Raw genomic sequence first — 14,178 nt, forward strand, 5'->3', positions numbered from 1 at the left:
AAAATAAATTTTAAAGATCAGCGTTAAAAGTTATTATTAAAAATAAGTAAATTTCATTGTTTTAGTACAATATTTAGTATACACTTTAAGAAGATATGTTTGATTTAATTTCATGTCAGAAGCAAAAAGTTTAATTTTGGCAGCTATCCTTTCCATGTTAATCATGGTGTCTTGGCGTATTATTTATGATAATTTTTTTAGTACAAACCAAAACCAGCCATTGATTGAAAATATTGAACATATCGAATCTTTTAACGACCTTGCTCCTATAATATACCAAAATCGTTCTGAAATTATTAATTCTACTCGAGAACAGAGGGTTAGTTTAACCAATAACATGATTAAAGGATCAATTTCTCTGAAAGGTGCAAGGTTTGATGACTTAATTTTAACTAATTACCACTTAGAACCGAGTTCTTCTTCTCCACAAGTGGTGTTACTGTCACCTGCAGAATCAAAAGATGTATATTTTGCAGAATTTGGGTGGCTCGATCCGAGTAACAAGATTAAAGTTCCAGATTCTAAAGCAGTCTGGCGAGCAGATAAACTTAATCAAAAAGAGGTCAATTTATCTTGGGACAATGAGAATGGCATTTTATTTAGAATGAAAATTAACCTCGACGATAATTACATGTTTAAAGTTGAGCAAGTTGTTGAAAATAATACAAAGGATAATGTAGTTTTGGTTCCTTATGGTAAAATTAACCGTAAACGTGACAATATCAACGAATCTTATTGGATATCCCATGAAGGAGTACTGGGTGCATTTGATAATAAACTAGAGGAGTGGACATATAAGGATATTTCCAAAAAACATTTAATAAAAGCAAGCACGAGTGAAAAAAATTGGTTTGGTTTTGCTGATAAATACTGGCTCACAGCCATCATACCTGAAAAATCTGATAAAATAAATGTAAGCATTAAACATACTAACGCTAATGATATTGATAAATTTCAAGTAGATTTTGTTAAGTCTTATAAGAGTATACTTCCTGGTGCAAGCACTTCTAATGTGAATTATTTTTTTGCTGGAGCAAAAAAGTTGAATTTACTGGATTCTTATAAGGATACTCTCAATATACCTTTGTTTGATAAAGCTGTAGATTTTGGTGTTCTTTACTTTATAACTAAACCAGTGTTTTTACTGCTTGAATACTTTAACTTCGTTTTAAAGAATTTTGGCTTAGCAATATTATTGCTGACTTTAGTAATCAAACTTTTGATGCTTCCCTTATCTAATAGATCATATGTTTCAATGTTCAAGGTGAAAAGCTTGCAGCCTGAGCTAACTCGTGTAAAAGAGTTGTATAAAAATGACAGCTTAAAGCAGCATAAAGAGACAATTGCATTGTTTAAGAGAAACAACGTAAATCCAATGTCGAGCATTTTTCCCATGCTAATACAAATACCGGTATTTTTTGCTCTATATAAAGTATTATTTGTTACTATAGAGATGAGGCATGCTCCTTTTTTTTTATGGATTAAGGATCTTTCAGCTCCTGACCCAACGAACATCTTTACATTATTTGGGTTGTTTAATTATAACTTTCCTGTTTCTATAGGCATTTTACCTATAATTTTCGGTGCCACCATGATAATTCAGCAGAAGCTAAGTGAGAAAGATCAAACCAGTAAAGATGATATTCAAGTAAATGTTATGAAGTTTTTACCTTACATTTCTGTCTTTATTTTTTCTTCTTTTCCTGCCGGCCTGGTAATATATTGGATATTTAGTAATATTATAACTCTAATTCAACAGTCATTAATAAAGTTGTTTTTAACAAAAAAAGTGGTAGTAAATGTCGAGAATACTAATAGTTAATTCGATTTATTATACTGAAATAGCGAACCTTTTGCTTGAAGGTGCAATTGATAAATTAAAAGGCAGTAATGCCAGTTACGATGTAGTTGAGGTTCCTGGTACATTTGAGATACCAGCTACAATTCTTTTTGCAGTCAAGAGTGGGCATACTAATTATGATGGTTATTTAGCTCTTGGGTGCGTAATTCGCGGTGAAACCGATCATTATCAATATGTTTGTAAAGGAGTAATTGAAGGCTTAAATGAGGTTGTTATGCATTATGCAATACCCCTTGGTATGGGTGTAATTACCGCTGACAGCAAAGATAAAGCACTAGTTAGAGCTGATAAAAACAAAAAGAACGTTGGTGGCCATGCAGCCTCAACTGTTTTGCGTATGATAGATTTACACAATAAATTAAAATAATGGAGGAAAAACCAGTAGATAAAAAGTGGCGCATAAAAAGAAGCACGGCAAGATTTCTTGCTGTACAAATTGCTTATTCAAATATTTTCGTAGGTTACAACAAAAGCACTTTTAAACTGGAAAATTGTGAGCTTAAGGACTACATAAATAAGTTGAAAGATATATTTGAATGTGAAGAATTTGAACATCAGTTCTTAGAAAACTTGTTATATAAGGTTATAAAAAGCAGTGAAGAATATGATAAAATAATAGAGTCTTATTTACACCCAAGTTGGTCCCTTTCACGGTTAAATCTTATAAGCTTATCTATTTTGCGTGTTGCAATATGTGAGTTAGCTAATTGTGATACGCCAGTTCCAGTTGTCATTAATGAATATACTAACATTGCATCTGATTTACTTGATAAACCAAGCGAAATTGGTTTTATTAATGGGTTATTGGATAAGGCAAAAGATGCAGTTAAATTAAATAAAAATCCTTAGCAATTATAGCCAGCAAGCACAAGGTGTCATCCGAGTAGCTGCTGTATGAACATTGTCTACCAGATCCCAGTGTCAGCTACTTGGATGACAAGAAAGGGAGCACTGGAATGACATTATCTGTTGTGCAATTTACCTTCAAAAATGAATGTTTGTACAGTTATGTGTCAAGCACTGGGATGACAAGAAAGGGAACACTGGAATTTTTGTTTCAGCATTAGCCATGCATCTAAACAGATACGTTGCCTTGAGAATCGCAACATCCATGCAGTTATGCGCGTAACACTAAAAATCAAAAAAAACAAAGAGGCAGACTTAATCTACCTCTTTTATTTCACTTGGCTATACTGTCTGTTGTTGAGAAGCAACTTGTTCAACAATAAGCGAGCCTAAATAAGTGTTAACCTCTTTAGCACCCTCTTTTTCTAAACCTAATGTTTTATTCCATTCTGTTTTATCTACCATACGCGTCAAGTTAAGGAATGTAGAGAGCTTAAAGTAGATACCCTGGTCTTCCTATATCTGTCTTTCAAAGAAAACTTTGACCAGATTATAGTAAGCTTTTTTAGAAAAATTTTTAAATTATTGACAATATTGTTTAATATCAAAAAGAGCTCTCTAACCCGCCTTTTCAATTCAATAAATGCCTTTGTTAAACTGAGCTCCGTGTTCTTTTTTAGTTTTACACAGCCAATCATTCCGTGAAATACGAGAATAGCACATAATTTTGCGTATAGCTCGCACAATACTCTAAATGGATTTGTCTTTCCTTTTAGTTTATCAAGATTGATATGACTTTTATATAGTTTAAATAGTAATTCGATTTGCCATCTTACTCTATAAACCGTCAATATTTGTTCAGCATTAATTTTACTCTCTGGAACATTAGTTATAAATATTGACCAATCTAATAACTTTTGATTCTTTTGAGAAGATGTATATCCATGTGACTTTGCTAATTTATTAGCCTTTCTTCTTCTAGCCATAGACTGTTCTTCAGTTAGCTTTTGACATATAATTCTTACCTTAATTTTTACTTCCTTTCCTAATAATACTTCTTTTTCTGAAGATAATTGACCTTCCAAATACTCCAATAGCTCTATTTTTTGATTTGTTTCTATATCATATATATTGGTATCAGACTTATAACGACTAACAAAATATGCACCTGCTTCATCAATCTGTTTAAAAGAACTAGGCACAAAGTAGCCCAAGTCAAATATTAGCAAATCATTGGCTGATAAACCGTTCAGATAATCCCTATAACCTTGATCCGACCTTATTCCTTCCATAAAATTTAACTTATCTAGCGCTTGATTCAGGTAATCAAAGACTAACTGTAGCTTTATTACTGATTTGGTATTATTCTCACAATCTCTATAGCTACTGCCATATCCTTTGTACATATCTTCCATGCTACTGGGCAGGCTAATGTAGCTGCTATCCAATAATTTAACGCTTCCAAATTGCTGTAAAATTTTGCAATCAATCTGTAGACTTTTTTTTAATAAACACAAAGCTTCGTTATACATTTTTTTCATGAACTCAACTGCTTCTTCACTAAACCTAAAATCTAAACCCTGTTTTGTAATTTCTATCGAGTCTTCATTTAGCAATTAGCACACTGTTTCTATGCTGCAATCATCAACTCCTATGTTACCAAAAACCATAGCTTTTATGAATGATGAGCCATTAAGTTTTCTCTTTCTTTTTATAAAACCTACTGCAATTGATATTTCGTCTGCTTTTTCATTAAAGAATTCATTGAGGTCTTTTGATAAGCAAGCTATTCTGTCCATTGTAAGTTCTCTCATTCATATATCCAAGAGAATTTATACCTTATTATTTTCCTTCACTCTATCAACTTTACTTACACTTTTCCTTAACTTGACGCGTATGGTTTTATCTACTGTCTCGAACTTACCTTCTTTGTTTTTCACTTCTAGTGAATCTATCTCGAAGAGTGAAGTATTGCCTAGCTTATTGGTAAACTGATTAATATCAACAATAATACGGTAGTTCTTGCCTTCTAAGCTGAAGTCTATATAATATTTATCCTTTTCTACCTTACCTTCTTCATCTTTAACTTGGTTATTCCTTGCAATTTCCCTAAATGCGTCTTCTGTTACTAGCAACCCATCCTTAATAACCTTCAGAGCTTTCAACTCAGATATTTCGTTATTTTTGCTGATAGCATATATTGCTAAATAAGTCAGCGCAGCAGCAACAAATGCTAAAACGCCCATTCCAAGTGGTGTAGCTGCAAAAGCTGCTAGCTTGCAAGTTGAAGGCCTCCAAAGCGGTGTTGAAAGTATTGCTAATCCACCTATAACGTATATAGCAGTAAATGCAACAAACACAGTGTTTGCTTTGTGGAGCTGGCCACAATGATTTTTGAAAGTTAGCATAAACGACTTCATTTAATAAAATATTAATATGCTTAAATTGTGTATAAAAGAACTGTCATAGTCAAGCTTTTTCGTAAGCTACCTGCCGCTTGAGCCAAAGCCCCCTGCATTGCGACCGGTTTCTTCTGCGCAGAATTCTTCTCTGTCATCCCAAATTACCTGAGATACAGGAGAAATAAGGATTTGTGCGATTCTATCTCCTCTTTTTATTTCGTATGGCTGATTACTTAGATTAATTAGACAAATTTTAACTTCACCTCGATAATCAGAGTCTATAGTGCCCGGAGAATTTAAGACAGTGATTCCATGTTTTGCAGCAAGACCAGAACGTGGGCGGATTTGCCCCTCAAAACCGTTTGGTATTGCAATCACAATTCCAGTTGGAACAAGTAATCTTTCAAGTGGATTTAAAACAGCAGAATCATTCAATGCAGCATAAAGATCCATGCCAGCACTCTGCGTAGTTGCATAACATGGAAGAGACAAGTCTTCTCCGTGTGATAATCTTTTTATTTCTACTTTAATTTTACTTCTTTGCACTCCAATTTACCATCTATGAAGACTCAATTATAGCATGTAAATTGTATCTGCAAAAGTGATAAATGTTACATCGTAAATGATGTCATTCCATTCTGGAATCTAGTCCTTATTATGCAGCCACTTGGTTGAAATTAAGTCTTCTGGATCCCAGTGTCTGGGCACTGGGATGACACCCTGACAACCGTCATCCCGCTACTTGTTAGCGGGATCTAGAGATACCGCGAATGAATCGCGGTATGACGTGGATTGCTGTCATTCCAGTGTCAGCTACTTGAATGACACCCTCTTGGTATTCGTGTGGTTGTAAGCAGTATAGCTATAAATCACTCACAATCAATATGCTTGAATTACTCTCAGTAAATAAATCAAGCATAATGTTAGGTATTCTACCATCAACTATGTGAACAACTCCAGCACATTCCTCCGCCATTTTAACGTATGCCATAAGCCTTTCAATAAATTTTTCCCCTTTAATTTTCCCACAATCAATCGATGCATTTAAATTTTTAACAGATATCTTCCTGCCACCAATTTTATCTATTTCTTCATCTGTGTCACTCAAGATTATCATTTTAGATGCAGAAACTGCAATTGCAATTGCGCTTGCAGTGCTATCGGCATCAATATGATACGTTTCCCCATCTTTTCCATGACCAATTGGTGCAATAACTGGTATAAAATCTGATTCTTCAATAAAAAATAATATATCAGGATTGATTTCAGTGGGTCTACCGATGAACCCCATGTCTAATATCTTTTCGATATTATTTGATCTATCTTCTCTAAGCGTAGCGGTTATTTTTTCGGCTTTAATTAAGTGACCATCTTTTCCACATAATCCAATAGCTGAACCACCAGCAGAATTTATATACTGAACAATTTTTTTATTAACTGAACCACACAGTGCCATTTCAATGATTTTCATAGTGTCTTTGTCTGTAAGTCTGATACCATTCACAAACTTACTGTTCATATCCAGCATTTTTAACACTGAGTTAATTTCATATTCTCCGTCATGAATTATTACCGGATTTATACCAAGCTGCTTCAACAAGACAACATTATGCACAAAAGTATTAAATAGTGTTTCATCTAAGATTATTGTACCACCGCATTTAATGACAAAAGTCTCGCCTACAAAGCTAGGTATGTTAGATAGCACTTCAAGTAATATTTCTGCTTTTTGTTCAAATGATACCTCACCCTTTAAAAATTCACTACTCTTCATTTTTTTATCTTGTAAACTTGAAAAACTCATCTCTTACCTTGGTTATTTTATGCTTAACACGGATGCTCATTTGATGAATTGACACATTCTCATTATTAATCCATTTTTGAATATCTTCTATAACAGCACCTAAGCTTTTTTGACTTACTTTATCTATTTTTGTTAGCACAATGTTAAAGTTAATGTTATTATATATTAACCAATAAATGAAGTCTTTGTCTATTTCTTTTAATCCTACCTTGCTATCTATCAACACAAACACTCTTCTTAGATTTCTTCTTTGAATTAGATAATACTCAATTAAGTTTAAATATTGTATAATTTCCTCCTTACCTGCATGAGAATAACCATACCCTGGCAGGTCAACAAGCCTGAACTTATCATTGTACATAGAGTAAAAATTTATTTGTCTAGTGCATCCAGGTTTAGAGGAAACTCTGGCAGCTTTTTTGCTGTTTATCAGTAAGTTAATCAGACTGGATTTTCCTACATTTGATCTACCAGCAAACGCAATCTCTGGAGCCGATTCATCTGGTAATGTTTTTATGTCCGAAGCTCCAAATATGAAATTGCAGTTTGATGTTATCTGTTTTGCCATTATATTCAACTAGAAGGTAGTAGGTATATTATAGTGTTATTGCTTGATATAAGAAATTTTTTATTTCAGTATATATTACTTAGCTAGATCTGTGCTATATGGATATGGAAAATAATTTACAAGACTTAAAGAAAAAATTTAATGATATAGAGAGGAATTTGGAAAATCCTACCAATTTAAGTCAAAAAGAATTCATTACCCTTTCAAAGGAATACTCTGAGCTCAGGCCAATAATCAAGATAATTGATGAATATAACACGCTGAAAGAGGAAATTTCAGACTTAGAAGAAATAATGAAAGATGAAAACAGCGAAGGTGATATAAAAGAGTTAGCAAAAGAAGAATTTTTCGAAAAGCACAAGGTATTATTACCAAAAATAAAAGCAAAATTAAAGTTAGCATTATTGCCCAAAGATGAAGATGACTCAAGAAATGCAATATTAGAAATTAGAGCAGGTACAGGCGGAGAAGAAGCAGCATTATTTGCAGCAATGTTATTTCGTATGTATCAAAAATATGCAGAAAGAAGAAATTGGAAGTTCGAGCCAATAAGCATTTCTAATACAGGTATAGGTGGCTATAAGGAAGCTTCTGCACTCATTAATGGAACAGAAGTTTTTGCAAGGTTGAAATTTGAATCAGGGGTGCACAGAGTACAGAGAGTGCCAGAAACTGAATCCTCAGGAAGGTTGCATACCTCTGCCGCTACTGTTGCGATATTACCTGAAGTAGAAGAAGTTGACTTTAAAATAGAAGAAAAAGACTTACGAATAGATGTTTATAGATCCAGTGGTCCTGGAGGGCAATCAGTGAATACAACTGACAGCGCAGTAAGGGTCACCCACTTGCCAACAGGGATAGTTGTGATACAGCAAGATGAAAAATCGCAGCACAAAAATAAAGCTAAAGCGCTCAAAGTATTGAGGGCAAGGCTATACGAAATTGAAAGACAAAAAAAAGAAATGGAAAGGTCAACAATGAGGAAAAGCCAAATTGGCTCTGGTGATCGTTCCGAGCGCATAAGAACATATAACTTTCCACAATCAAGAATAACAGATCATAGAATTAATCTAACTTCACATCGGTTAGAGCAGATTATAAAAGAAGGTGAACTAGATGAATTTATTGAGGCATTAATTTCACGCAATGAAGCAGAAAGATTGGCCGGGGAAAGTTAGCAGCCTACAATGGAATATCTTTATTAATTACATAGGATCTTTTAAACGCAATAGATAGACAGTAAAAACAAGTTCTAGTACTATCGCGGATAAAACAAGAACAGCTACACTAATTGTTTGACCATTGTAAATGTAGCTTGTTAAGCCGATAAAAATAGCCATGATAAAAGCTCTAATGAACGAGACTGCAGAAGAAGCTGTGCCTTTAATTTCAGGGAAAACATTTATTGATGCATTAAAAATCACTGGCTGGAAAATTGCACAACCGATAGAAAAAATAATCATAGACAGTGTTACTAAGAGGTTGTCCGGAAACAAGTAAAAGGCTATAATATCTGAAATTTTAGTACGGGGTAAAGATGAGAAAAAAGTATCCAACAGATCTAAGCGAAAGGGAATGGGCAAGAATAGAAAAACACTTCAGAGTATCATACAAGAAAGGAGGAAGGCCGCCAAAGTATAGCAAAAGAGAAATATTAGAAGCAATTTTCTATGTATTGCGTACAGGGTGTCAATGGCGGTATTTACCAAATGATTTTCCGCTATGGAAGACTGTGTATGAGCAGTTCAGGCAATGGAAGAAGCAGGGAATTTTTGAGAAAATGAATTATGAAATTACAAAATATAGTAGAAGAAAAATAGGAAGGAATGAGCAGCCGAGTGCCTGTATAGTAGATAGTCAATCTGTAAAGACTACAGAAAAGGGGGGATCAAAGGCTATGATGGAAGTAAAAAAGTAAAGGGTAGAAAAAGGCATATAATTACAGACACTCAGGGTTTTATACTAGGTTGTTACGTAGGCGCTGCTAACGAAAATGATAGAGATGGTATTAAAATAGCATTAAACAATATGAGAACAAAATATACTAAAGTTAAAAAAATGTGGGCTGACATGGGATACCAAGGAAGAAATTTAAAGAATCACACAAAGGAAGAATATGACATAGATATTGAAATTGTTACAAGGCCTCCATGTAGATTTTGGGTGCACAAAGATACGCCACCTGAGCTACTACCAACAAGAGAACAAGGGTTTAAAGTACAGCCAAGAAGATGGGTTGTAGAAAGGACTTTTGCTTGGGTTAATAGGAATAGAAGGCTATCGAAGGAGTATGATTTACTCACAACATCCACTGAGAATTTCATATACCTAGCTATGAGTAGGGTTATGTTAAAGAGGGAATATGCTTGAATTTACTAGTTTCCGGACAACCTCTAATAAGTGAAGGAGCAGATGTTAATGCAGTAGATGTACATAACAACACTCTTTTACATTATGCTGCTGGAAATGGCTATGCAGACATAGTAAAAGATCTATTGGATAATGGGGCAAATGTTAATGCAGTAGGATTTGCAAATATGACTCCTCTACATCGAGCTGCTGAAGAGGGCCGTAAAGAGGTAGTAGAAGTTTTACTAAATAATAGGGCAAATGTTAATGCAATAGATGAACATAACAGCACTCCTTTACATAGGGCTGCTGAAGAGGGCCATCAAGAAGTAGTAGAAGCCCTACTGAAAGTAAATGGGATCGATGTTAATGCACAAGATAAATATGAAGGTACTCCTTTACATTTTGCTGCTGCACATGGCCATAAAGAGGTAGTAGAAGCCCTATTGGACAAAGGGGCAAGTGTTAATATAACAGATCAAAATGGAAAGACTCCTTTACATCGGGCTGCTGAAAATGGCCATGCAGAGATAGTAAAAGATCTATTGGAAAAAGGGGCAAATGTTAATGCAACAGATCAAAATGGAAATATTCCTTTAGGTTTAGCCGCTGATGAAGAAATAAAAACTCTATTGCAATCCGCAGAAGAATCTGATGATGCTAGTCCAGTATTGCAAAATGATGAAGAAGAAAGCCAAGTTCCACAAAATGCTGCTTTACTTGAGGCTGCTAAAAGTGGTGATATTAATGAAGTAAAGCGTCTAATAAAGGAAGGAGCAGATGTTAATGCATTAGATGTATGGTCCCAGAGAGTGATGGTATACTATCATCATCATTTAAGGAGTCATTATGGGACAGATATTACATGGGTGCGCCAAAACAACACAGACGATTCGTAGAGCAATACAAAATAGAAAAGAGAGCATAGCAAAACTCTCCAAGCATTATAACCTTAATCCAAAAACTATTATTAAGTGGAGAAAACGTTCATTTACGAAAGATGCTGATATGGGTCCAAAGCATCCAAGATCAACTGTTTTAACGCTAGAAGAGGAAGCTATAATAGTTACATTTCGCAAGTATACACTACTGCCACTAGATGATTGCCTTTACGCTCTGCAGTCTACAATTCCGCATTTGACTCGCTCTAGCTTGCATCGTTGTTTACAAAGACACAACATTAGCAGATTACCAACTGTTGATGGAGAAGTTAAGTCAAAAAAGAAATTCAAACAATATCCTATCGGTTACTTTCATATTGATATTGCTGAAGTTAGAACTGAGGAGGGCAAATTACATTTGTTTGTTGCTATTGATAGGACATCCAAATTTACCTATGTTGAGTTGTGTAACAGTGCTACAAAACCCATAGCTGCTGAGTTCTTACGTAATTTGATTAGAATTTTACCGTATAAAATCCATACTATTTTGACAGATAACGGTATACAATTTACAAACCAGAAGCGTCATAAGTATGCTTTCCAACATATATTTGATAGAGTTTGCGAAGAGAATGTTATTGAACATCGTTTGACAAAAGTTAGCCATCCTTGGACGAATGGGCAAGTCGAGCGTATGAATAAAACTTTAAAGGATGCTACAGTTAAGAAGTATTACTATCAATCGCACCAGCAACTTAAAGAACACCTTTATAACTTTGTTATGGCTTATAATTATGCAAAGAGACTCAAAACTCTTAAGGGTCTTACTCCTTATGAATTTATATGTTATCAGTGGACACAGTCTCCAGAATTATTTATACTAAATCCACACCATCACACTCTGGGACCATACACCCAATCAGATGTTAAGTGTCATGGACAGATAGAACAGGAGAAGTTGATAGAAGAGATAGATATAATGAAAGAACAAATTGAGGAACTCTTATCAGAAAGGATTATATTATTGAGCAACGTAGAACTATTAAAGGCAGAGAATAAACGATTAGAAAACGTTGAAAAAAGCTTGAGTGCCGGGATCTCACATTTTTGCTCTGTAGAAAATTTGTATAATGAGCTTGCAGCTATTGAAAAGAGGGGGAAGCTCGATAATTCAACCCAAAATGAAATGGAGGCGGAAGTTGGCACTGAGGCGATGGTACCTACAAAGAACGTGGATCTAGTTAATGTAAAACAAGGTTATAGTAAAAGGGCTAGTAACCTATCTCAAGTTCCTGAAAAAAGTTCATCAGTAAGATCTCAATTCTCAGCAGCAAGCACTCATGGTAGAAAGCAAACAATTTATGCCTCTGCTTCTCTTATATTATCTGGAGTATTTGCTGTTGGCACAAGTTTAACAATGTCTCATTTAGGAATATCTATTTCACTTGCTTTGACTGCATTAACTTTCCTTACATTGGGATGTTATTGTTCATATAAGGTAAGTACAACGCTTAGGAATATTGAACTTGATCGAACTTTTAAAATGGCTGATCATGAAGCTGTTTTTATGGTTCCCAGCTTATAACTATGTGGAAAAATATATTGTTTTACTCACCCCAAGAAAAGAGATAAGGGGAAAGATAAAAAGGTCTATCAGTTCTCGGTTCGGCAGATTAATTTCTGACGGTGATATAGAACATTACTTATTTCTCTAGAGAATAGGGAATTGGTGAATAAATTCTAGGTGTAGAAGGAGATATAGATGAAGAGAAGACCAAATTTAGTAGAAAAATTAGCAAGATTTCTTTGTGCATGATAGTGAGGGAACAGCAAAGTAGTCGTATCAAGGGATTAGTTTTATGTTCTGAACTCAGCTTTTCGGTAGGTTATAAAAGAGGTAATATCGAGACCTTCCTTTGAAATTCCAGATTATCAGAGTACTTTGCTCTTCTGAAGTGAGTGATGTTGGAGTACCTCTGGGTCGCAGTACTGATAACCAGAATTATGGACTAGGATAAAAAAAGAGCAATCAGCATGTGCCTAGATTTGAGCAGCAGACATAAACTTGAAATTACTATCAATTGGGTAAAATTGGAGAGTTTTAAATGGCTTGACCATGTAAGGTATTCAATAAACTCCCATCTTTAAATTTGATCAAGCTTAGTTGAAAGAGTGGAGATTTTAATAATTTACCTCAAATCTAATTAAGAGTTAAAGTGAGAAGATGTTTTAGTTTTTATGCACCTTCCTCTCTACTAATTAAGGCGTTCTTTTTATTTGCGGCTTTTCAGACGTACGATTCTGCTTAGCAACCAATCCGGTACTTCTCTACCCTTTTCCCACTTAGCAAACCTCATCTTTTCTTTTAGGTAGTACTCTCTGTAAGCTTTTACTGAATGACTAGACTTATATTGATCTGGTAACGCCTGTACAAAAGGCTTTATATCGGTTGATTGAAAAACAAGCAAATTCTTATTACTATAGTACTTCCCAAAGTAAATGATAAAGGTATAATAAGCTATTTGAGTTATAATGGCGTATAGTGTGGATTTAAGGGAAAAGGCAGTATCGATGATAGAAAAAGGAAAGACAAAGGTTGAGGTGGCGGAGCTTCTGGAGATAGGAATAGCAACACTGTACCGCTGGTTAAAAAAGAAAGCCGCTGGTGAAAGCCTAAGGCCATCTAAAAACGGCAGCTTTATTCGAAAAATAGACCCAAAAATACTCGAAGAATATGTTCAAAAGAATCCAGATCATACGCTGGCAGAGATGAAACAAAATCTTGGATTTGGAATAAATTCAATTTGGTATAGACTAAAACAGCTAAGAATTACTTTAAAAAAAAGTCACACTATATCAAGAGCGCAATCAAGAAGATAGGCAGCGATTTATCGATAAGATCTCAAAAATAGACCATTCTAGCATCTTATATATAAATGAAGCAGGAGTTGACAATAGGTTATACCGAGAGTATGGACTTGCTCCAAGAGGAAAGAAAATTTATGCAGATATCCCAGGAAGAAAACGAGAGAGAATCAGTATAGTAGCCGGGTGGATTGAAAAGAGATTTATTGCACCAATGACTTTCAAAGGTGGGTGTGACAAAGAGGTATTTAATACATGGTTGGAGAAGATGTTATTACCTAAATTGCCACCTGATACAACTATAGTTATGGATAATGCTACATTTCATAAGACCCATAAAACAAAATCATTAATAGAGTCTTTTGGCTGTCATTTGCTGTATCTTCCAACATATTCACCAGATTTGAATCCCATAGAACACTGTTGGCATACCATCAAAAGCCGCCTCAGACCTCTAATGTATAAATATACAGACTTACAACTTTTGGTTGGTAATACCATAATGGAAATTTATCATTCATTTTAGAAAATACTATAGATGTGAAGATGTCAATAAAGACTATGAAATACATGAATCTAGGATTGTAAGCAGTGAAGAAGCT

Annotated in this window: 13 protein-coding genes and 4 pseudogenes; 9 read left to right on the top strand and 8 right to left on the bottom strand. The window is 34.6% G+C overall.

Going from position 1 to position 14,178, the window contains the following annotated elements; genetic code table 11:
- Window positions 1–112: 112 nt before the first annotated feature.
- Genes yidC through nusB form a run of 3 tightly spaced genes read left to right on the top strand, consistent with a single transcriptional unit; the run spans window position 113 to window position 2,710 of the window.
- Window positions 113–1,822 carry a membrane protein insertase YidC gene (gene yidC / locus AACH21_RS03135; protein ID WP_338482753.1) on the top strand — a complete coding sequence of 570 codons (1,710 nt, stop codon included), beginning with the start codon at window positions 113–115 and terminating at the stop codon, window positions 1,820–1,822.
- Window positions 1,800–2,228: a 6,7-dimethyl-8-ribityllumazine synthase gene (locus AACH21_RS03140; protein WP_006279647.1), complete on the top strand. Its 429-nt coding sequence runs from the start codon at window positions 1,800–1,802 to the stop codon at window positions 2,226–2,228. The genes yidC and AACH21_RS03140 overlap by 23 nt, the downstream gene beginning before the upstream one ends.
- Window positions 2,228–2,710: a transcription antitermination factor NusB gene (gene nusB / locus AACH21_RS03145; protein ID WP_007549265.1), complete on the top strand. Its 483-nt coding sequence runs from the start codon at window positions 2,228–2,230 to the stop codon at window positions 2,708–2,710. The genes AACH21_RS03140 and nusB overlap by 1 nt, the downstream gene beginning before the upstream one ends.
- 339 nt (window positions 2,711–3,049) lie before the next feature.
- Here the strand turns inward: nusB and AACH21_RS03150 are convergent, their stop codons facing one another.
- From AACH21_RS03150 to yihA, 6 genes and pseudogenes are all read right to left on the bottom strand, one after another.
- Window positions 3,050–3,172: a hypothetical protein gene (locus AACH21_RS03150; RefSeq protein ID WP_255324039.1), complete on the bottom strand. Its 123-nt coding sequence runs from the start codon at window positions 3,170–3,172 to the stop codon at window positions 3,050–3,052.
- Window positions 3,173–3,177: 5 nt separating this feature from the next.
- Window positions 3,178–4,506: pseudogene (locus AACH21_RS03155) on the bottom strand (IS4-like element ISWosp9 family transposase).
- Between the two features lie 33 nt (window positions 4,507–4,539).
- On the bottom strand, window positions 4,540–5,115 hold the full coding sequence (locus AACH21_RS03160) for a hypothetical protein (protein WP_236514537.1): 576 nt from the start codon (window positions 5,113–5,115) through the stop codon (window positions 4,540–4,542).
- A 78-nt stretch (window positions 5,116–5,193) separates the two neighbouring features.
- Entirely contained in the window at window positions 5,194–5,655 is a 462-nt protein-coding gene (dut, locus tag AACH21_RS03165; protein WP_006279458.1) for a dUTP diphosphatase, read from the bottom strand.
- Window positions 5,656–5,971: 316 nt separating this feature from the next.
- Window positions 5,972–6,883, bottom strand: a complete 912-nt coding sequence (argB, locus tag AACH21_RS03175; protein ID WP_006279509.1) for an acetylglutamate kinase — start codon at window positions 6,881–6,883, stop codon at window positions 5,972–5,974.
- 4 nt (window positions 6,884–6,887) lie between these two features.
- Window positions 6,888–7,481, bottom strand: a complete 594-nt coding sequence (gene yihA, locus AACH21_RS03180; protein ID WP_015588868.1) for a ribosome biogenesis GTP-binding protein YihA/YsxC — start codon at window positions 7,479–7,481, stop codon at window positions 6,888–6,890.
- 98 nt (window positions 7,482–7,579) lie between these two features.
- Between yihA and prfA the strand changes: the two genes are divergently transcribed.
- The gene (prfA, locus tag AACH21_RS03185) at window positions 7,580–8,659 is read left to right on the top strand and encodes a peptide chain release factor 1 (RefSeq protein WP_007548640.1); all 1,080 of its coding nucleotides are present in this window, start codon (window positions 7,580–7,582) and stop codon (window positions 8,657–8,659) included.
- Between the two features lie 27 nt (window positions 8,660–8,686).
- Here prfA and AACH21_RS07115 read toward each other — a convergent pair.
- A pseudogene (locus AACH21_RS07115) lies at window positions 8,687–8,959 on the bottom strand (MFS transporter); the annotation flags it as partial.
- A gap of 59 nt (window positions 8,960–9,018) precedes the next feature.
- On the opposite strand from AACH21_RS07115, the gene AACH21_RS03195 reads away from it, so the two are divergent.
- From AACH21_RS03195 to AACH21_RS03205, 3 genes and pseudogenes are all read left to right on the top strand, one after another.
- A protein-coding gene (locus AACH21_RS03195; protein ID WP_338482219.1) for an IS5-like element ISWpi1 family transposase occupies window positions 9,019–9,851 on the top strand; the annotation gives its coding sequence in 2 pieces (ribosomal slippage) (window positions 9,019–9,388 and window positions 9,388–9,851; 834 coding nt in all).
- Window positions 9,848–10,729, top strand: a complete 882-nt coding sequence (locus AACH21_RS03200) for an ankyrin repeat domain-containing protein (RefSeq protein WP_338482754.1) — start codon at window positions 9,848–9,850, stop codon at window positions 10,727–10,729. Before AACH21_RS03195 ends, AACH21_RS03200 begins: the two co-directional genes overlap by 4 nt.
- A pseudogene (locus tag AACH21_RS03205) lies at window positions 10,680–11,624 on the top strand (IS481 family transposase); the annotation flags it as partial. The gene AACH21_RS03200 and the pseudogene AACH21_RS03205, both read left to right, overlap by 50 nt.
- A 1,360-nt stretch (window positions 11,625–12,984) precedes the next feature.
- Here the strand turns inward: AACH21_RS03205 and AACH21_RS03210 are convergent.
- Window positions 12,985–13,191 (bottom strand): annotated as a pseudogene (locus AACH21_RS03210) (hypothetical protein); the annotation flags it as partial.
- A 91-nt stretch (window positions 13,192–13,282) separates the two neighbouring features.
- Between AACH21_RS03210 and AACH21_RS03215 the strand changes: the two are divergent.
- A complete protein-coding gene (locus AACH21_RS03215; protein WP_253301893.1) occupies window positions 13,283–13,591 on the top strand; it encodes a transposase in 309 nt (102 codons plus the stop codon).
- Between the two features lie 28 nt (window positions 13,592–13,619).
- Window positions 13,620–14,102: an IS630 family transposase gene (locus AACH21_RS03220; RefSeq protein WP_338482806.1), complete on the top strand. Its 483-nt coding sequence runs from the start codon at window positions 13,620–13,622 to the stop codon at window positions 14,100–14,102.
- Window positions 14,103–14,178: the final 76 nt, after the last annotated feature.

It is taken from the genome of Wolbachia endosymbiont (group A) of Ophion costatus (assembly GCF_963969245.1).
Classification (GTDB): Bacteria; Pseudomonadota; Alphaproteobacteria; order Rickettsiales; family Anaplasmataceae; genus Wolbachia; species Wolbachia pipientis.

Excerpts from the sequence above, each read along its gene's own strand:
- yidC (WP_338482753.1), top strand. The coding sequence starts at position 113 with ATGTCAGAAGCAAAAAGTTTAATTTTGGCAGCTATCCTTTCCATGTTA.
- AACH21_RS03140 (WP_006279647.1), top strand. The coding sequence starts at position 1,800 with ATGTCGAGAATACTAATAGTTAATTCGATTTATTATACTGAAATAGCG.
- nusB (WP_007549265.1), top strand. The coding sequence starts at position 2,228 with ATGGAGGAAAAACCAGTAGATAAAAAGTGGCGCATAAAAAGAAGCACG.
- AACH21_RS03150 (WP_255324039.1), bottom strand. The coding sequence starts at position 3,172 with ATGGTAGATAAAACAGAATGGAATAAAACATTAGGTTTAGAAAAAGAG.
- AACH21_RS03160 (WP_236514537.1), bottom strand. The coding sequence starts at position 5,115 with ATGCTAACTTTCAAAAATCATTGTGGCCAGCTCCACAAAGCAAACACT.
- argB (WP_006279509.1), bottom strand. The coding sequence starts at position 6,883 with ATGAAGAGTAGTGAATTTTTAAAGGGTGAGGTATCATTTGAACAAAAA.
- yihA (WP_015588868.1), bottom strand. The coding sequence starts at position 7,481 with ATGGCAAAACAGATAACATCAAACTGCAATTTCATATTTGGAGCTTCG.
- prfA (WP_007548640.1), top strand. The coding sequence starts at position 7,580 with ATGGATATGGAAAATAATTTACAAGACTTAAAGAAAAAATTTAATGAT.
- AACH21_RS03215 (WP_253301893.1), top strand. The coding sequence starts at position 13,283 with ATGATAGAAAAAGGAAAGACAAAGGTTGAGGTGGCGGAGCTTCTGGAG.